Genomic DNA, 17212 nt, shown 5'->3' on the forward strand with positions numbered 1-17212 from the left:
CTGGCGAAAGGATTATAATACTGTCAGGCCGCATAGCTCATTGGGCGGCTTGGCACCCCAGGATTTCATAGAACTAGCCGGAAGACGCTAAGATGCAGATGGCACTAAGAATGGGGTAAGGTCACGAACGCCCCAGCGCGCAGAGCGCGCCGATATCCAGGATAGCGCCGATGTCCGTCATGACGTCCAGGTCTTCCGGCTTGCCCCGGCCGCGGACAATGCGGTCGAGGATTTCGCTGAGCTTGCTTAATCCCTCGCGGCAGGGGACGCACTTGCCGCAGGACTCGCCCTTGAGGAACTCGATAAAGTAGCGGGCCACGTCCACCATGCAGGTGTCCTCGTCCATGACGATAATGCCGCCGGAGCCCATCATCGAGCCGAGCTTGGTCAGCTCGTCGAAGTCCACCGGCGTGTCCAGGTACTGCTCCGGGATACAGCCGCCGGACGGCCCGCCGGTCTGCACGGCTTTAAACTTTTTGCCTCCCGGTATCCCCCCGCCGATATCGTAAATCATCTCCCGCAAGGTAATGCCGAAGGGCACCTCCACCAGGCCGGAGTTGTTGATTTTGCCCACCAGGGAAAAGACCATGGTGCCCTTGCTGCCGGCGGTGCCTATTTTAGCGTACCAGTCCGCCCCGCGGTTGATAATCAGCGGCACGTTGGCCCAGGTCTTGACATTGTTCAGCAGGCTGGGCCGGTCCCAGAGCCCCTTTTCCGCCATGTGGGTGTACTTGGCCCTGGGTTCGCCGATTTTCCCCTCCAAAGAAGCTATCAGGGCGCTGGACTCGCCGCAGACAAAAGCCCCGCCCCCCTTGTTGATGGTGATATGGAAGCTGAAGCCGGAGCCCAGGATATCATCCCCGAGCAGCCCGTACTCCAGGGCCTGCTTGATGGCCTGGCGGGCGTGCTCCACCGCCAGGGGGTATTCATTGCGGACATAGATGTAGCCCTGGCTGGAGCCGATAGTGTAAGCCCCGATAATCATCCCCTCGATAACGCTGTGGGGATTACCCTCTAAAATACTGCGGTCCTGGTACGAGCCGGGGTCGCCTTCATCCGCGTTGCAGATAACGTACTTGATATCGCCTTCGGCGTCCATGCAGGACTGCCACTTACGCGCGGTAGGGAAGCCGCCGCCGCCCCGCCCGCGTAGGCCGGCGCGTTTGATTTCATCCAGGATTTGCGGCGGGGTCATGGTCAACAGCGCCTTGCCCAGGGCGGCGTACCCCCCGGCGGCGAGGTACTGGTCTATCTCCCGCGGGTCTATTTCCCCGTTGGCGCCCAGCAGCAGGCGGGTCTGTTTGTTATAAAAAGGAACATCCGTTTCACGGGTGATTTTTTTGCCGGTGGCGGGGTCAGTGTAAAGCAGCCGCTCCACCACTTTACCGGCGGCGATGGTCTCCGCGAGTATTTCCGGCACGTCTTCCGGTTTGACGTGCTGGTAGAAAATGCGCTCCGGGCCGATGACCACCACCGGGCCCCGCTCGCAGAAGCCGTGGCAGCCCGTCTCTTTAAAGTCCACTTTCACCTTGAGCCCGTTTTTGGCTATCTCTTCGCGGAAAGCTTTGACCACTGCCTCGGCGCCGGAGGCGCGGCAGCCGGTGCCGCCGCAAACGGCGATGTTGACGCGGCTTTTATCTTTAGCGGCCAGCAGCGCCCGGCGCAGTGTTTCCAGGTCCGCCGCGCTGTTGAGTTTTTTCTTTAGCAGGGTACTCTGTTTTTCCGGCATTTTAGCTCCCCCGCAGCTTATTTATACTTTTTCAGGATTTTATCCAGCTTGTCCGGGTTTACCTGGCTTTCGTACGTCCCGTCGATAACCACCACCGGGCCTAAAGCGCAGCAGCCCAGACAGTTGGCCGTCTCCAGGGTAAGCCGCTCGTCCGGCGTGGTCTCGCCCGGCTCGAGGCCGTAGTCCCGCGCCATCTTGTCCACCAGGCGCTGCCCGCCCTTGACGTGGCAGGCGGTGCCCAGGCAAACGGTAACGGTATGGCGTCCCCGCGGCTTGAGGCTGAAGGCGTGGAAGAAGGTAGCCACGCTGAAGACCTGGCTGAGCGGGATTTCCAGCGTCTGGCTGATTCTGATAAGCACGTCCTGGGGAAGGTAGTTGAACTCCGCCTGCACGTCCTGGAGCAGGGATATCAGCTCCTCTTTTTTATCCGCGTAGCTGCTGATGAGAGCGGCGATTTTACCGGCGTTGCCCTCGATGATATTACGGACGGCGGTGACATTCAAATCTTCATCCACGGGCGTACCTCCTCAAAGGCCTGGCTCTATAAAGCTTAAGCTTTACCACCGACCGCTGCCACCGTTATTACCCTTTTCGGGGTGGGGTAAAACACTTTTAGCTATAAGTGAAATATGCAAATACAAAAGCGTAAAATACTTGCAACTCTTAGGCATAATTCTTTATAATTAACCAGGACGCGCCTGGTTTTGATATCATAATGGCCGGAAGGCGGAATAAATATGGCGGACATAAGTATTATCCTTTGTGACGACCACCTGATAACGCGCCAGGGGGTGCGGCGGCTGCTGGAGGATGAAAAGGGGCTGGCTATCATCGGGGAGGCGGGGGACGGCGAGGAGGTAATAGCGCTGGCGGCCCTTTTGCAGCCGGATGTAATCGTCATGGACATTGCCATGCCGCGTCTGAACGGCATCGAGGCCACGCGGCAGATAAAGCTGGACTATCCCCACACCGCCGTGCTGATGCTCAGCGCTTATGACGACGACGAGTATATTTTCGCCTCGCTGAAAGCGGGGGCCTCCGGCTATCTTTTAAAAAGCGTGGACGGCGCCGCGCTGGTGCACGCCATCCGGTCCGTGCATAAAGGGGAGCCGGCTTTGGACCCCCAGATAGCCAAGAAAGTGGTGAACTACTTCCGTCTCCCGGAAAAAGCGCCGGGAATGGCCCAGGGTAAGGAGCAGCTCTCCGACCGCGAGATAAGCATTATCCGGCTGGCGGCCAGGGGCCTGTCTAATAAGGACATCGCTAAAAATCTTAACCTCAGCTACCGCACCATCGAGGGCCGCATGCGGGACATCTTTAACAAGCTGGACGTCAGCTCCCGCACGGAGGCGGTGCTCCACGGCCTGAAAATGGGCTGGTTCACCCTGGAGGAGCTGGTCTAGCGGGCGGCGGCGGCCACTTTTTCCGGTGCGGCGGCTTGTTTCTGCGCCACGCCGCGGGCGAACTACCTATCCTGTGACGGCCAGTGATAAATGTCATTGACGGTCAGCGCCGCCGACTCTATACTAAAATCAGAGGTGCGAACATGGAATCAAAAGACAATTGCGGCGTATGCGGTAAGCCGCTGGTGTACGGCACGGAAGAAGTATCCCGGCGCTGTGATTTTTGCGGCAACGAGTTCCCCGCCCTGATATATTGCCCGGAAGGCCATTACGTATGCGATGCCTGCCACAGCCGGGGCGCGCTGGATATTTTACGCGGGGTGCTGGCATCCACTAAAAGCACCGACCCCATAGAAATACTGGAAAAAGTGATGGCGCATCCATCCGTGCCGATGCACGGGCCGGAGCACCACGCCATGGTGCCCGCCATTATCGTGGCGGCGGTGAAAAACGCCGGTTACCCGGTGCCGGAAGGGGCGGTGGAAAAAGCGCTGGAGCGGGGCTCCAAGGTGCCGGGCGGATGGTGCGGCACTTACGGCGTCTGCGGCGGCGGCATAGGGGTGGGCACCGCCGTCAGCGTTATCACCGGGGCCACGCCGCTGACCGGCAAAACGCGGTCGCTGGCTAACGAGGCCACCGCTTTCACTTTAAATAGATTGCTGGACAACGGCCCGCGCTGCTGTAAAAGGGCCAGCCGCAAGGCGCTGGAGGCCGCGGTGGAGTTTTTAAAAACCAGGATGGGCATCAGCCTGCAAATAAACCAGGACATCAAGTGCCGCTATGTGGAGCGTAACCAGGAATGTATCCGCCGGGCCTGCCCTTATTACGAGGAAACAGCTAAAGCTTAAGCAAGTCCTCCCACGGGCCGTCCGGGTCCAGCGGGCCTACCGCCGCCAGGTGGAGTTTATCCCCGGTAAGCAGCCTGGCCGCCAGCTCTTGCATCTCCCCGGCGGTGATGGCTTCCACGATAGCGATTACCTCATCCACGGTCATGATTTTCCCGGTCAGGATTTCCTGGCTGCCCAGCCACCCCGCCACGCTGCGGCTGTCCTCCATGCGCAGCATGATGCGCCCCTTGAACAGCTCCTTGGCCTTGCTTATTTCCGCTTCCGGTATCGTTTCCTTGAGTCGGGCCAGCTCGGCGATAATGGCCTTTACCGCCACCGCCAGGTTCTTGTTGTCCACCCCGGCGGCTATGGCCATGGCGCCGGTGTCCAGGAAATGCTCGGCGTAGCTCTGGATGCTGTAAGCCAGCCCCAGCTTGTCGCGGATTTCTATGAAGAGTCGGCTGCTCATGCCCTCGCCCAGGATGATATTGAGCAGGTCCAGCTTAAAGCGGTCCGCGTGGACGAGGGACAGTCCCGGCAGGGCTAAACAGAGCTGCGTCTGTTCCGTTTCCTTTTTCTCGATGTTGACGCGGCGTCCGGTTTTGCTTTGGTAGGGTTGATACTTGGGCGGCCTGGGGCGGTTCTCCCAGCCCGCCGTGGCTTGAAGTACCGCCTCCAGGGTTTCCTGCGGGTCTATGCTCCCGGCGATGGACAGCACCGCGTTGGCCGGCTGGTATTGCCGGGAAAGGTAGTCCAGCATCATTTCGCGGCTGAGCGCCGTCACGGATTCCCGGCTGCCGGCGATGTCCCGTCCCAGGGGGTGCCCCGGCCACATCAGGTCGTCGATGAGCATGGAAACCCGCTGCGCCGGATAGTCCAGGGACATATTGATTTCCTCGATGATTACCTGCCGCTCCTTCTCTATTTCCGCGGGGTCGAATTTGGAGTGCAGCAGGATATCGGACATTACGTCCAGGGCGATGGCGAAGTGCGGCTGCGCCACCTTGCACCAGTAAACGGTCAGCTCCTTGTCCGTCCCGGCGTTAAGCATGCCCCCGACCCCCTCGATGGCCGTGGCGATTTCGGTGGAGGTGGGGTGCTTGTCCGCGCCCTTAAAACAGACATGCTCGATAAAATGGGAGATGCCGGCCTGTTTATCGCTTTCGTAGCGAGAGCCGGCGCCGATGAAGAAATTAATCGCCACCGAGCGGGTATGCGGCATGGCTTCGGTCAGCAGGCGCAGTCCGTTATCCAGCGTGAATTTTTCGTACAAGTTTATTCTCCTTTTAGTCCCTGAAAACCTCACCCTCTGACGCCTCCCGTTCGATGTGGGGAAGCAAGGCGGTGAGGCCTGTATCTATTCATTATAATACGCCCGGCGGCAAAAGGCTCAATCCAGCTCTCGTATCCGTTTGTTGGAGGCCAATAGTACCAGCGTAAATATCACCAGGACGATGGCCAGGCTGCCCACCGCCCAGGGCGCGCCGATGCCCTGGGCCAGCAGTCCGGCGAAGAATGCCCCGAGGCTGCTGAAGCCGAATCCCAGCATGAAAAAGCCCATTACCCGCCCGCGGTAAGCGGCCTCCGAGTAGTACTGTACCAGCGAGTTGCCCAGCGCCATCTGCACCGTGCTGCCCATGCCGATGAAGATGATTACAAACAGTGAGAGATACCACCACCGGGAGAAGGAAAAAACGATGAGCGCCACGCCCAGCAGCAGCACGGAGAAGAACAGCACCATGCCCCGCTTGCGGTTGGTCAGAGAAGCCAGGATGAGGGAGCCGACTATCGCCCCCACGCCGGAGACGGCTATCATCACGCCCAGGCTGGTGGCGCTCACTTTCAGGATTTTATCCGAGAACACCGGCAGGAGCTGGTTGTAGGGCGCGCCCAGTATCATGACCACGGCGGTGAACAGCAGCACCACCAGCAGGGTCTTTTCCGAGCGGATATAGCGCCAGCCTTCGATTATTGCTTTTAGCGAGTTGCCGCCCCCTTCGGTGATGCGGTGGGGGGAGGCCGGCACAAAGAGGAGAAACGCCCAGGACACAATGACCATGCCGGTCATGATGGCATAGACTACCCAGAAACCCACTACATCCACCAGTACCCCGGCCAGCGCCGGTGAAAGCACCCGGAAGACATTCATGCCCAGGTTGTTCAGGGAGATGGCGTTCATCAGGTGTTCCGGCGCCACTATTTCTGAAATAATGGCGGAGCGGGCCGGCATCATCACGCCCATCACGCCGCCCTGCAAAGCGCCGCTGACCACCAGCACCCACCAGGACTCCGGGTGCTCCGGCCCCAGGTAGCCGGTAAAAATCACGATGGTGATGCCCGCGGAAATCAGGATTGAGATAATCTGGCATATCTGGATGATGTTTTTCTTGGAGAACCGGTCCGCCAGCACGCCGCCGGGCAGTGTCAGCAATATCATGGGGACGGCGTTGGCCAGCGCCAGTATGCCCAGGATAGCCGCGGAATCGCTGATGCGGAAGACCAGCAGGTTGCGGGCGAATATCATCATGTTCATGGAGGACCAGTGGCCCGCCATAGAAAAGTAGTACATGCGGTAAACGGGGTTTTTAAAAGAGACAAAGGTCTTGGCAAAGCCAAAGGAAATAACTTTGCCGCCCGGCCCCTCGTTCAGCGGCTCCGGCGTTTCGCCCGTAAAACGGTTCTTGATATCACTCATAAAACTTTGAAAACAATGGCATGCGGCGGATTGGGATGCAAAACTCACCTATTGTACACAAAACCATAACATGGGGCAAGAAAGTTCACGTATGCGTTTTCCGACATTTATCAGCCGGCCGGAATTGGTGGACGAAATCATCCAGGTCACCGATGCCGACGCCGGGGCTACCGCCCGCCGTCTGGCCCGGGAAGAAGGCATCCTGGCCGGTATCTCTTCCGGCGCCGCTGTCTGGGCGGCTATCGAGGCGGCCAAGCGACCCGCAAACCGGGGCAAGCTCATCGTCGTTATTCTCCCGGATACCGGCGAGCGCTACCTGAGCACCTGGCTTTTCCATGAGGCCGCGCCGGCGGCATAACCTTTATTATTTCCCCGTACGTTGTCCGGAGAATATGGAACTGGTAAGATAGACAGGAGTCCTTCCGGGAGGCAGAACATGCCGGTACTTTCCAGTAAAGATATCCGCCGTTTGATTAAGCGGTCGCCCCCGCTCATCGAGGGGTGGCTGGACCTGGACGAACAGGTGCAGACCAACGGCTTCGACCTTACCCTGCGGGATATAGCTAAAGTGGCGTCCGGCGGGACCATCGCGGCGGCCAACAGCCAGAGGGTTTTATCCGCTTTAGCGCCGCTGCCCTTCGGGGATGGCGACTTTAGCGACCTCCCCGCCGGCATTTACGTGATTACCTATAATGAAATCGTCCACCTGCCCAAAAGCATCATGGCGCTGGGGCGGCCCCGCTCCAGCCTGCTGCGCTGCGGGGTCAACGTGGGCACGGCGGTGTGGGACGCCGGCTACGAGGGACGCTCGCAGTCGTTATTGATGGTGCTTAATCCGCAGGGCTTCCGGGTGCAGCAAAACGCCCGCCTCACCCAGCTGGTCTTCATGGACCTGACCGGGGAATCGGAGGGGTATAAGGGGATTTACCAGGGGGAGAATATCTAAAGAATTCGCCGTCCCGCCCCTTTTTCCCTCCCCGTGAGCAATTACCGCTCCTCGTATTTAGTGACCTGCCAGGCCTCCGGCGAGGCCTTGGAGGTGTCCACCGCCAGGTAAACCAGCTTGAGCGCCGGGTACCGCTTCTTAAGGTCGTCCAGGTCGATTGCTTCAAACCGGTCCTTGTTGCTCAGATAGGCTTCTTCCGTGACGGCGTTGGAGACGGAGGTGGCCTTGTCCCGCGCCAGGATGCGCGCCAGGCAGATGTCCTCCGGGCAGACCGTCTCCAGTATAATGAGGGCCGCCCCGTGCCCCGCGGCGATGCCCGCCGCCCGCCGCCTGAGCGACTGCGTGATGAAGGTAGCGTCCAGTATCACGTTTGGCTCCGCAGCCAGGGCCGCGTCCGCCTGCCGGAACATTTCATCATAGACCCGGGCGCGCTTGCTTTCATCCCCGGCGACTTCAGGGCTGAAGATGTCCTGGCCTTTTAGCACCTCCCGCCGGATAATGTCCGACTTTAACAGCGTGCCGCCCTTGACCTGGTGCGCCACTTCCGTCGTCCCGGTCTTGCCGGTGCCCGGCAGCCCGCAGGAGATAAGCAGAAAGCCGCCCTCTATTTTGCTTTTAATAAATTGCCTGAATGGCTCTTTCATGATTTTTAGCTATGTCATTCTGAGTGAAACGAAGAATCCCGGGGTGGGGAGGTGCTCTGTATGCTCTCTTCAAGACCTGGTAATCTACTAAATCTCCATCTCCAGCTCGATTTCGTCCCGGATAGGAATGCCGTCATCACCGATTTGCGGTATTTCCGGTTTTAGTTTACGTGATTTCTCGATGGCGTTGGGGTAAATGGCCGCCAGGCGGAATCCCCGCCGCTGCCAGAACCGCAGCGCCGCCGTGTTATCGTTGGTGGTTATCAGCCAGAGGCGTTTGCAGCCGGATGCCCCGGCCTTCTGTTTTACCGCGTTCACCAGCGCCGTGCCGATGCCCTTGCCCTCCGTCAGGCTGTTCATGGAGGTGATCTCACATTCCTTCCCCCCGATAGCGTAGGTCACCAGCCCGGCCAAATCGCCTTCATACACCGCCACGAACCCGTCCAGCTCGTCCGTACGGTGGACTTTGCCGCGTGTGACTATCACCGGGCCGGCCCACCACTCCTTAAGAATGCCGGCCACCCGCGCTTTGTCGGCTTTGCCTACCGGCCTTATCTGGAATAGCTCCATATCCGCACTCCTAGATGTACCCGCCGCCGGCCGGCGGCAGGTCCCTGTATTCCTCTTTAGGCTCGATGATTCTCTGTGAAAGATTGATAAGCTCTTTAACCAGCAGGGCTTTTTTCATCTCATCCCCCGGTATAGGATAAAGCCAGCGCAAAGTAGCTCCGCGCGTTAGCGGCTATTTGCTCCTTTTCCCCGGCGGAGATGTATTTATCATCGTACTGGAGACAGCCTATTTTCCCCCGCACGTAAGCCCGGTAGCATTTATAGAAATTGAGCAGCGTGAGTATCTCGCTGTCGCCGCTTTGCTCGATATAGGCTTTGATGAAGGCGTCGGAAAGCTCCCGCCGACCGTAATGGTCCAGGTCCATGGCCAGGAAAGCGATATCCGCCGCCACGTCCGTGTATCTCAGTCTGTCTATGAACTCGATGCAGTCGTAGATGCAGATGCCGTTGATGAAGCAGACATGGGCGGCATGGAGGTCGCCGTGGCAATCGCGCACTCTCCCCTCCGCCATGCGCTTGAGGAACAGGTCCCGGTTGTCTTTGATAAAGTCCCCGGTATAGGCTTTGATGCGGCGGAAGGTCTCCGGCACGATGATGCTCCCGAAGAACCGGTCCGTCTGGGTGAAGTTCTCCGAGGTGTTCTGTATCACCGCGTCCAGGCCGCCGATGCTGGCTATCTCCCGGCTCGTTGCGGCTGTACGGTGGAAATCGACCAGGACGGCCGCCACGCGCGCCACCATGGCCGGGGTGACCTTGTTCCGCCGGAGCAGGGAGTCCATCATGGCGTCCTGCGGCAGGCGGCGCATATGGACGGCGTATTCCTCCGCCTCCCCTTCTCCCCCCACCTTATAGCGCCCGTTTTCTTTAGTCACCGGCGTCACGCCCAGGTAGGTGTCCGTGCAGAGGCGGCGGTTAAGCTCTACCTCTTTGCGGCAAAGGGCCAGGCGTTTTTCCAGGGTGGTATAGTCCAGGAAGCCCATGTCCACCGGCTTCTTGATTTTATACACGAAGTCCCCGGCGAGAAAAACATAGGATATCTGGGTCTGTACCAGCTCCACCCGCGGCGGCGGCTCGGGGTAGACCTGGGGGTCGAGCAGGGCTTGAACAAGCTCCGGCAGCTCGGACATCTCGGCAGACTCCATTCCTGGATTTTACCCTATATAGCGGAGATTACGCCCCGGGGGTACTTGCGGAAGCTTTATCTGGCGGACTTGGCCTGTGCGCTTTGCTTTTCCTTGAGCAGTTTCTTGGCCTTAAGGTGCTTGCGCATGGCTACTCTTTTTGTTTTATTCATCATTATCACTATAGCTTAAATTAATGTTTACCGCCACTATCCCCCCCACCCATGCCGCGAAGCGGCCAAAAGAGCGGTCGTAGGTGCTTTCTATTTCCGGCGGGAAAGCGCAGGCGGGCAGCTCCTGCATTTCCAGGTGATAGGAAATACACTCGCAGCACTTGCCCTTGCGGGAGCAAGGCTCGTAGGTGCAGCTGCACCTGGCTTTATTGGCGTTAAGGTTACAGTCCATCTTGTTAAATCCTAAGCACTAAGCTCTAAATCCTAAACCCCTTCCCCTTTTCTCCCGTTTAGAGTTTAGATATCAGTATTAAGAGCTTCCCTAGAGGTACTTTTTCCTCATCTCGGCGGAAAGCCCGGTCAAAAGCTGGAGGGCTTTTTCCGCCCCCTCCTCGCTCAGAGACGCCAGCGAGCAGGCGGGCGTGAGCAAAGACTGCCGGAGGATGTCCTTGAACGAAAGCCCGTTGCGGGTGAAGGGGGCTATCGCCTCCCCCAGCCGGTCTTTCAGGCTGGCCACCGACTCTTTATTTACGGGGTCGGTATTATTGGGGATAATGCCCCAGGCCACGCACCCGCCCCGCGCGATGAAACTCTTGATTTCATCCGGGTAGAGGGCGAGCGACCCCGCGTAGCTGTAGGCATCGAAGTTGAGGATATCCAGCTTGGCTTTCAGCAGCACCGACCAGTCCGTATTGCCGCAGCAGTGGATGCCCTTCAGCCCCCCGATGCCGTCGAACACCTCGTCGAGCATTCCCGCTATCTTCTCCGGTCGGGAGAAAGCCCCCGCCGCCACCGATGACCCGTAGCTGGCCATGTACGGTTCGTCCAGGAAGATGATAGTCTTTTTAGACAGCTTGCGCAGCTCTTTTTCCTGCCAGGCCGCTTCGAGCTTGAGCATCTTGGGCACGGCATCCCCGAGGATTTCATGGTAGAGAATCGATTTTTTATTTTCGTCGGTGACGGTCAGGCCCCAGGATAAAGGCCCGGTGATATGCCCCTTGACCGCCCGCGCGTTCAGTCCGTCCTGCTCCAGGAAAGCGTAAAACCCCGCCGCGTAGTCCCGCCCCAGGGGGTATTTGACGGCGTCGTTTTCCAGGTAGGCCTGGTACAGCGTTTCCAGCTCTTTGGTGTAGTCTTTGCTCGTATCCACGTAGATGCGGCTGTTTTCCAGCACCAGGCCGGGGAAGCCATGGCTGTACTGCACGTACATGTTCTCCAGGAAAGAGCGGCGCGGCAGCTGCGGCCAGGCGGGGAGGTCTTTCAGGTAGCGGGCTATCAACGCGCACGCCTTTTTGGGGTCGGTATGGGGCATACTGCCGATGATGGTGGGTAAACAGCTAAATTCTGTGTTTGACATGGTTAAATTATACTATATTATACGGGATTATATTACACCCAGATTTCCCGTCCCACCACTGGATACCGTGTTAAACATGGAATGACAAACAGCAATTCTGTCATTCCCGCGCAGCCGTGCCCCGTATGACAATCGGGGGCGGGAATCCACCTGCGAGAGCCAATTATTGCCGGTACTAAAAGTGGATTCTGACCTCCGTCAGAATGACAGGCGTTAGTTGACGTATTTCCCGATGATTAGCTCCAGCTTTTGACGCTGCTGCGCCGGTATCGCCTCCGGGTGGGTGGTAATCGCCCCGGCCAGCGCGTTGGCGCAGGCGCAGGTACGCTTTGGGGGCACCCGCCCCGCCGCCAGCCCGATGGTCTTTTTGGCCAAATCTATGTTGTTGCGCATGATGGCCAGGACGGCCCCCACGGTCACGGCCTCGTTGGTCTCATGCCAGGAGTCGTAGTCCGTGATGCAGGCGATGGAAGCATAGCAGATTTCCGCCTCGCGCGCCAGCTTGGCTTCCGGCAGCACTGTCATGCCCAGCACGTCCGCTCCCCAGCTTTTATAGAGCCGGCTTTCGGCGCGGGTGGAAAAGGCGGGGCCTTCCATGGCGATGAACGTGCCGCCTTTGTGGACGATAGCCCCGGCCTCCATGGCCGACTGGTAGACGATATCGCTCAGCGCCGGGCAAAAGGGGTCGGCGAACGCTATGTGGGCCACGATGCCCCCGCTGAAAAAGGTATTTACCCGACCCCTCGTGCGGTCGATTATCTGGTCGGGGATGAGCAGGTGACCCGGCTTGAGGTCTTCCTTAAAGCTGCCGCAGGAGTTGGAGGATATGATGAACTCCACCCCCAGCTCTTTGAGGGCGTAAATGTTGGCGCGGGACGGCACCTCGGTAGGGGAGATGGTGTGGTGCCGGCCGTGGCGCGGCAGGAAAGCGATGCCGGTACCGCCCAGCCTCCCCAATATGATAGCGTCCGAAGGCGGGCCGAAAGGCGTCTCCGGACGGACCTCTTTAACGTCCGCCAGCCCGGCGATGTCATAAAGCCCTGTCCCGCCGATAACGCCGATATGGGCTTGAGGTTGTGAGGGCATTATTTAGCTCCATTTAGTTTTATATTATGCTTTTTCAATATTTGTTCCATTGGTATTCTGGGCTTGCGCGTTCTACGATTATCTTTAAGAATATTCACTATATTTTCTTTTATTTCTAGCCCTTCATCTGGGTCTTGATTACTAGTGTGATGATAAGGCATGGGAGACCTCCTTGAAATACTTATTTTATGTAATCAGGTTAGTCCTATTAGTATTTAAGGTTTTGTAGCATTTAGTATCTTGAATTCGCGTAATTCTCTGGATATATGTGTGAATACATTTTCAAGGTTATCTCTGTTGAAGGATTCCCACACTTTAGTCCTGATATTTGAAGGGAATTCAGTGGTTTCTTCTAAAAGATAAACAATTTTTTGTGGATGAGTTATTTGTGCGAGCCCGATTTCGTGAATAACGTTTTGTCTGGCATGTGGTTTACCATCAAATATATCGTCTCCAGTAGCTAGAATGATTACACAATCAGCTTGATCGAGATAGTACTCAACTTTACCATCCACAGTTTTATCAAGATTGGGTTGTTTGCTAACGATAATTGGTTCAATTCCAATAGCAAACAAAAAAGCTTCTAACTTTGAAAGAACTTCACTCTTTTTCCCGTGCGAAATAAATGCTTTAGGAGGAGCTGAATATAATTTAGCAGATTGTATTATTTTATTTCCTTTATTGTCTCTTTTTTCATTATCGATATCATCTTCTAATTTGCCTATTGCTACATTTATAATATCAATGCAAAAATCAAGAGCTTTTATAGATACAAAATCATATTGGATATCTAAGCCTTTAAGCCATAAATCTTTTAAATGAAATTCCCCTTTTTGAAATATTTGAGGTTCTTCTCTATCAACTAATTCATCAATGAGAGGTCTGTATTTCCCAATATCTCTAAGTAATTTTTTTCTTAAGTGCTCGATATAAACTACCTGTCTTCTGGGTAAATGTAATGCAATGATGGGAAGTCTTGAGTATCGGTAGTATTCTAGTTCATCTAAAAATGTTTCAAAACTAATAAGGATTTCTGGTTTAGTTGACAAAACCATACCGGCTCCCTAAAACTACCCATCAAATATTGGTATCTAAACTATACTCCAGCTTTACATATACCGCAACCCCTCCAAAATCTCCCTTACTCCCTCCTTTCCAAGGAGGGAAAGATTCACTCAAGCATTGATAAGGGGCTTGTCCGCCGGAGCTTTAGCGCAGGTGGGGATAAGAGGAAGAGGAGTCAGTACCCTCCTCCCCGGGATGGCCGGGCGTGAAAAAAAGACGCCATTATCCCCTTCTCTTTCCCCCCTCGCTCCTGTAAAATGTTACTGCTAGCCTGACCCCCGTTACCCGCCCCCTTCGCCCTGTTCTTGACATAAAACAAATAAATTTAACGGAACGAATCATAGCTGTATCAGGAAAAACGCCCGATGAATAACAAAACGAATCGTAGCTGAAATTATAAAACAACTCCCCCATCGAAGATTAAATCGACTTGAAAATAAAAAATTAAAAAAGGCCGTTTTTACAAAACGAATCAAAGATAAATAGCCCCCCTCCCCCCGGTATGACCGGGGAAAGGGGGCGGGGCCTGGTTATTGTCCCGATGCCTTATCTCTTATCCTGGGCTTTCTTCTCCGCCGCCAGCTTCTGGTGCAGGCTTTCATCGGCTTCCTGGAAGAGCTTGTCATGGTGGGCCTTGCCTTTGGTCATCAGGTCCGGGTACCACTCTATCTTGTTCAGTCCCTCGGTTATCTGGTTAATCCGGTCGAAGGGTATGGAAATAAGCACTGTGCCCGGCGGAAAGACCTGCTTGGCGCGCATCCCGTGGGACAGGTCCGTCATCACAAAGTTTACCTCCCCGCTGATGTAAGGGTAGGTAATCAGCCAGGAGCAGGCGATAACCGGCGTGCCCTTGCTGGTCCACATCTTGCCGGTGGCAAAGCACATCGCCCGGATAATGATTTCCAGCTGGATGGGATCGGCCGCCGCCACCAGCACGTCCGGGGTAAACGTCAGCTTGTCGATGGATGCGAAGGAGACATAGTTGACGCTGTTCTTCTCCAGCTTGGTGATTTCATAGTAGAGCCGCCGGTTGGCGCGCGCTTCCTCGAAGATATGCAGCGACTGACCGATATGCCCGCTCTCGAAAACGGGGTCGCCCTCCGCCATGCCCAGCAGAATGGGCTCGACGCAGGTAAAGTTGTCCAGCGCCGCGTAAAAGGGCTCCGCTTGCTGGGCTTCACGTATCATCTCACAGATGGAAAGATTTTTCTTGAGTTTGGGGATGCCCTCCGGCTTGAAGAGCAGGAACTTGACGGCCACGGGCTTTAGCTTGAAATTGAATTTCTCGAAGATAGACAAGTCCGGCAACGCTGAACTCATGTTAAACCTCCTGTCTTTTTAACGCACCTAAAGTATAGGGGAGATTGCATAACCGCGCAATACCCGGTAAAACGCCGTCTTTAGTTCAGGCGGCGCGGAAATTACTTAAGGTAATCAGCGGCTAAAAAATCGATGATTTTCGCGCAGCCTCCATCACGTACATAAGCAGCATGGTCGCTTATGTTCTCAAACCTGCGCCCGGCTATTTCGGCGCACTCGAACTTGAAGTCGGACACTTTAAGGAACTTGTTAATCATATCGCCGATTCTTGCATTGATGTCTTTATTGCCTTCTCCTTTTTTACGGGACTGCATAGCCAGCTTCCATACCGCGGCCCCAAGGGCGCCGCAGCCGTCCCCGCTTAAGCCGATGCCGCCTGCAAACCCCGCCGCCATTACCGTATGCATTTCCGATGCGCCCATCTTTTGCAGAAGCAGCGATACGCAGCTCACCGGTGGCGGAGGCACCTCGATATTGGTATCGGCAAGCGCGGCGTTGATTTCTTTTAAAGACATCCGGGCGCATCCGGGAGACATGCCGAAACAGCGTAACGGCCCTCCTTTGACTAAAAACTTAAGCATCTTTCCTGTATGGATTTTACCCTTCAGGTTCAAATCGCTTATCTCGAGACAATCGATATACTTATACTTGGCGCGGAAGGATTCCACGAGCCTTTGCGCTGCCACAATTGATACGGTTTCAGCTTTTGGGCCCGGACCATGAAGGTGGTACGCCTGTGCCCCGGCTGCCAGCGCCGCGCCCCAGAGCATGCCGCACTGGTAGCCGTAGTTCACTACCCCGCCCGCAAGGGGAGCGGCGGCATGTTCCTCAATTTCCATCGGGTTACCCGCAGCGTGATCAAGCACGCTCATTATCGTTTCCGATCACATCCCCTTCTTAAGGAATGTAACTATCGTTCCCAGCGATGATATCCCGGTTTTGGCCGTAGTCATAGTGCCTCCTTTGTTTCATTAATTCTTTTAATGATATGGCTGCCGCCGTTATTTGTCACCGGGGAAAAGGCGGGGGGAAATACTGGACGGTAGGACAGTATCCCGTGTCAGCCGGTTATACTTTCCGGTTTCTTTCCGACCGTGTTGACAATATAAGAGAGATTATACGGGCATGCAACCCTTTCTGGCAACCGGTACGCTTAATCATATAGAATAGAAATAACCCAGATTGCGAGAGGCCTTATGAAAAATGTAGCTATCACCGGGGTGTCCGGGTATCTCGGCACGCTGTTAGGTAAAAGAATCGCCCGGGAGGCGGAAGTCGAGCGCATCATCGGGGTTGACGTTAAAGAACCCTCTTTCACCTCGCCCAAACTGACCTTTATCCAGCATGACGTCAGCCAGCCCTTCGCGGATATCTTTACAGATAATAAGGTGGATACCGCCCTCCACCTGGCGTTTATCGTCCTGCCTATCCATAACGCCAAAAAGACGCCGCAAATCAATATCGGCGGGTCTAAAAATTTCCTGGATGCCTGTACCGCGGCCGGGGCAGGGCAGGTCTATTACATGGGGAGCAATACGGAGTACGGCGCTTTCAGGGACAACCCCGCCCTCTTCCTGGAAAATATGCCCCTCAATCCCAACCCGGACTACCCTTATGCCTGTGACAAGGCGCGGGTGGACCTGCTTTTCCAGGACTACGCCTCCAGGAACCCCGGCGTCTGTGTCACTATAGGGCGGACGGCCCCGGTGACCGGCCCCGGCGGCAACGCCTGCGGTCTTACCGCTTTGTTCCTGCCGGTGATGGTCAAGGCGGCGGGCAGCAATCCGCCCTGGCAGTTCATCCATGAGGACGACCTGGCGGAGCTGGTAGTCCGGCTGCTAAAGCAAAGAAAAAGCGGCATCTACAATCTTGCGGGTGACGGCGCCCTGGCCTACTGCGAGATGATTAAAAAGCTGGGCAGGCCGTGTATTTCACTCCCGGCGTGGGTGCTGTACCGGGGCATACAGATTAGCTGGCACCTGCGCTGGCAGGCGAGGACGCAGCCGGGCGGGCTGGCCATGCTGAAGTATCCCATCGCCTTGAGCAATGCCAAGGTCAAACAGGCTACCGGCTACCTGCCGCGCCATACCGGCCCGCAAGCCTTTGAAGCTTTTATCCAATCATTGAGGAAAAAGTAAGGGGCAGGTCTTGAACTGCACCCCTAAAGTTGGACAGTATGATATGCTGGAAATAACTTTAGGGGTGTATTTTTATGCCAAAAGGGAAACCGTATACCGGGAAGTTTAAACAAACGGTAGTAGAAGACATCAGGAAGA

General features: G+C 56.0%; 19 protein-coding genes. 5 read left to right on the forward strand and 14 right to left on the reverse strand.

All coding sequences use genetic code 11. The features are described from left to right. Positions 1 to 121: 121 nt before the first annotated feature. Together WC370_10835 and WC370_10840 are read right to left on the reverse strand one after the other, a co-directional pair. Positions 122 to 1729, reverse strand: a complete 1608-nt coding sequence (locus WC370_10835; GenBank protein MFA5309957.1) for an NADH-ubiquinone oxidoreductase-F iron-sulfur binding region domain-containing protein — start codon at positions 1727 to 1729, stop codon at positions 122 to 124. Positions 1730 to 1746: 17 nt separating this feature from the next. Then, on the reverse strand, positions 1747 to 2244 hold the full coding sequence (locus WC370_10840) for an NAD(P)H-dependent oxidoreductase subunit E (protein MFA5309958.1): 498 nt from the start codon (positions 2242 to 2244) through the stop codon (positions 1747 to 1749). Positions 2245 to 2466: 222 nt separating this feature from the next. Here WC370_10840 and WC370_10845 point away from each other — a divergent pair, with 222 nt between their 5' ends. After that, positions 2467 to 3132 carry a response regulator transcription factor gene (locus tag WC370_10845; GenBank protein ID MFA5309959.1) on the forward strand — a complete coding sequence of 222 codons (666 nt, stop codon included), beginning with the start codon at positions 2467 to 2469 and terminating at the stop codon, positions 3130 to 3132. 143 nt (positions 3133 to 3275) lie between these two features. Continuing rightward, a complete protein-coding gene (locus WC370_10850; protein ID MFA5309960.1) occupies positions 3276 to 3980 on the forward strand; it encodes a DUF5714 domain-containing protein in 705 nt (234 codons plus the stop codon). Here WC370_10850 and WC370_10855 read toward each other — a convergent pair. Beyond that, on the reverse strand, positions 3970 to 5232 hold the full coding sequence (locus tag WC370_10855; GenBank protein MFA5309961.1) for a pitrilysin family protein: 1263 nt from the start codon (positions 5230 to 5232) through the stop codon (positions 3970 to 3972). The genes WC370_10850 and WC370_10855 overlap by 11 nt on opposite strands. 117 nt (positions 5233 to 5349) lie before the next feature. After that, entirely contained in the window at positions 5350 to 6654 is a 1305-nt protein-coding gene (locus WC370_10860; GenBank protein MFA5309962.1) for an MFS transporter, read from the reverse strand. A 91-nt stretch (positions 6655 to 6745) separates the two neighbouring features. On the opposite strand from WC370_10860, the gene WC370_10865 reads away from it, so the two are divergent. Further along, positions 6746 to 7012: a pyridoxal-phosphate dependent enzyme gene (locus tag WC370_10865; GenBank protein ID MFA5309963.1), complete on the forward strand. Its 267-nt coding sequence runs from the start codon at positions 6746 to 6748 to the stop codon at positions 7010 to 7012. A 78-nt stretch (positions 7013 to 7090) separates the two neighbouring features. Next, positions 7091 to 7600, forward strand: a complete 510-nt coding sequence (locus WC370_10870) for a deoxyuridine 5'-triphosphate nucleotidohydrolase (GenBank protein ID MFA5309964.1) — start codon at positions 7091 to 7093, stop codon at positions 7598 to 7600. Between the two features lie 41 nt (positions 7601 to 7641). Here WC370_10870 and WC370_10875 read toward each other — a convergent pair whose 3' ends face one another. The 10 genes from WC370_10875 to WC370_10920 form a co-directional block, all read right to left on the reverse strand. Next, on the reverse strand, positions 7642 to 8244 hold the full coding sequence (locus WC370_10875) for an ATP-binding protein (GenBank protein ID MFA5309965.1): 603 nt from the start codon (positions 8242 to 8244) through the stop codon (positions 7642 to 7644). 87 nt (positions 8245 to 8331) lie between these two features. Continuing rightward, a complete protein-coding gene (locus WC370_10880) occupies positions 8332 to 8814 on the reverse strand; it encodes a GNAT family N-acetyltransferase (GenBank protein ID MFA5309966.1) in 483 nt (160 codons plus the stop codon). A 119-nt stretch (positions 8815 to 8933) separates the two neighbouring features. After that, entirely contained in the window at positions 8934 to 9956 is a 1023-nt protein-coding gene (locus WC370_10885; GenBank protein ID MFA5309967.1) for a phosphotransferase, read from the reverse strand. 144 nt (positions 9957 to 10100) lie between these two features. Further along, positions 10101 to 10340, reverse strand: a complete 240-nt coding sequence (locus tag WC370_10890; GenBank protein ID MFA5309968.1) for a DUF6485 family protein — start codon at positions 10338 to 10340, stop codon at positions 10101 to 10103. 90 nt (positions 10341 to 10430) lie between these two features. Then, positions 10431 to 11465, reverse strand: a complete 1035-nt coding sequence (locus WC370_10895; protein ID MFA5309969.1) for a methionine synthase — start codon at positions 11463 to 11465, stop codon at positions 10431 to 10433. A gap of 213 nt (positions 11466 to 11678) precedes the next feature. After that, the gene (gene mtnP, locus WC370_10900; GenBank protein ID MFA5309970.1) at positions 11679 to 12551 is read right to left on the reverse strand and encodes an S-methyl-5'-thioadenosine phosphorylase; all 873 of its coding nucleotides are present in this window, start codon (positions 12549 to 12551) and stop codon (positions 11679 to 11681) included. Beyond that, positions 12551 to 12712, reverse strand: coding sequence for a hypothetical protein (locus WC370_10905; GenBank protein MFA5309971.1), 162 nt, complete (start codon positions 12710 to 12712; stop codon positions 12551 to 12553). Before WC370_10905 ends, mtnP begins: the two co-directional genes overlap by 1 nt. 54 nt (positions 12713 to 12766) lie before the next feature. After that, a complete protein-coding gene (locus tag WC370_10910; GenBank protein MFA5309972.1) occupies positions 12767 to 13600 on the reverse strand; it encodes a TIR domain-containing protein in 834 nt (277 codons plus the stop codon). A 562-nt stretch (positions 13601 to 14162) separates the two neighbouring features. Beyond that, the gene (locus tag WC370_10915; GenBank protein MFA5309973.1) at positions 14163 to 14936 is read right to left on the reverse strand and encodes a DUF169 domain-containing protein; all 774 of its coding nucleotides are present in this window, start codon (positions 14934 to 14936) and stop codon (positions 14163 to 14165) included. Between the two features lie 101 nt (positions 14937 to 15037). After that, the gene (locus tag WC370_10920; GenBank protein MFA5309974.1) at positions 15038 to 15808 is read right to left on the reverse strand and encodes a C-GCAxxG-C-C family protein; all 771 of its coding nucleotides are present in this window, start codon (positions 15806 to 15808) and stop codon (positions 15038 to 15040) included. A 324-nt stretch (positions 15809 to 16132) separates the two neighbouring features. On the opposite strand from WC370_10920, the gene WC370_10925 reads away from it, so the two are divergent. Beyond that, positions 16133 to 17074: an NAD-dependent epimerase/dehydratase family protein gene (locus WC370_10925; GenBank protein MFA5309975.1), complete on the forward strand. Its 942-nt coding sequence runs from the start codon at positions 16133 to 16135 to the stop codon at positions 17072 to 17074. Positions 17075 to 17212 lie beyond the last annotated feature (138 nt).

This window comes from Dehalococcoidales bacterium, from assembly GCA_041652735.1.
Taxonomy (GTDB): Bacteria; Chloroflexota; Dehalococcoidia; order Dehalococcoidales; family RBG-16-60-22; genus RBG-13-51-18.

Excerpts from the sequence above, each read along its gene's own strand:
- WC370_10835 (MFA5309957.1), bottom strand. The coding sequence starts at position 1,729 with ATGCCGGAAAAACAGAGTACCCTGCTAAAGAAAAAACTCAACAGCGCG.
- WC370_10845 (MFA5309959.1), top strand. The coding sequence starts at position 2,467 with ATGGCGGACATAAGTATTATCCTTTGTGACGACCACCTGATAACGCGC.
- WC370_10850 (MFA5309960.1), top strand. The coding sequence starts at position 3,276 with ATGGAATCAAAAGACAATTGCGGCGTATGCGGTAAGCCGCTGGTGTAC.
- WC370_10860 (MFA5309962.1), bottom strand. The coding sequence starts at position 6,654 with ATGAGTGATATCAAGAACCGTTTTACGGGCGAAACGCCGGAGCCGCTG.
- WC370_10865 (MFA5309963.1), top strand. The coding sequence starts at position 6,746 with ATGCGTTTTCCGACATTTATCAGCCGGCCGGAATTGGTGGACGAAATC.
- WC370_10870 (MFA5309964.1), top strand. The coding sequence starts at position 7,091 with ATGCCGGTACTTTCCAGTAAAGATATCCGCCGTTTGATTAAGCGGTCG.
- WC370_10875 (MFA5309965.1), bottom strand. The coding sequence starts at position 8,244 with ATGAAAGAGCCATTCAGGCAATTTATTAAAAGCAAAATAGAGGGCGGC.
- WC370_10880 (MFA5309966.1), bottom strand. The coding sequence starts at position 8,814 with ATGGAGCTATTCCAGATAAGGCCGGTAGGCAAAGCCGACAAAGCGCGG.
- WC370_10885 (MFA5309967.1), bottom strand. The coding sequence starts at position 9,956 with ATGGAGTCTGCCGAGATGTCCGAGCTGCCGGAGCTTGTTCAAGCCCTG.
- WC370_10890 (MFA5309968.1), bottom strand. The coding sequence starts at position 10,340 with ATGGACTGTAACCTTAACGCCAATAAAGCCAGGTGCAGCTGCACCTAC.
- WC370_10895 (MFA5309969.1), bottom strand. The coding sequence starts at position 11,465 with ATGTCAAACACAGAATTTAGCTGTTTACCCACCATCATCGGCAGTATG.
- mtnP (MFA5309970.1), bottom strand. The coding sequence starts at position 12,551 with ATGCCCTCACAACCTCAAGCCCATATCGGCGTTATCGGCGGGACAGGG.
- WC370_10905 (MFA5309971.1), bottom strand. The coding sequence starts at position 12,712 with ATGCCTTATCATCACACTAGTAATCAAGACCCAGATGAAGGGCTAGAA.
- WC370_10915 (MFA5309973.1), bottom strand. The coding sequence starts at position 14,936 with ATGAGTTCAGCGTTGCCGGACTTGTCTATCTTCGAGAAATTCAATTTC.
- WC370_10920 (MFA5309974.1), bottom strand. The coding sequence starts at position 15,808 with ATGAGCGTGCTTGATCACGCTGCGGGTAACCCGATGGAAATTGAGGAA.
- WC370_10925 (MFA5309975.1), top strand. The coding sequence starts at position 16,133 with ATGAAAAATGTAGCTATCACCGGGGTGTCCGGGTATCTCGGCACGCTG.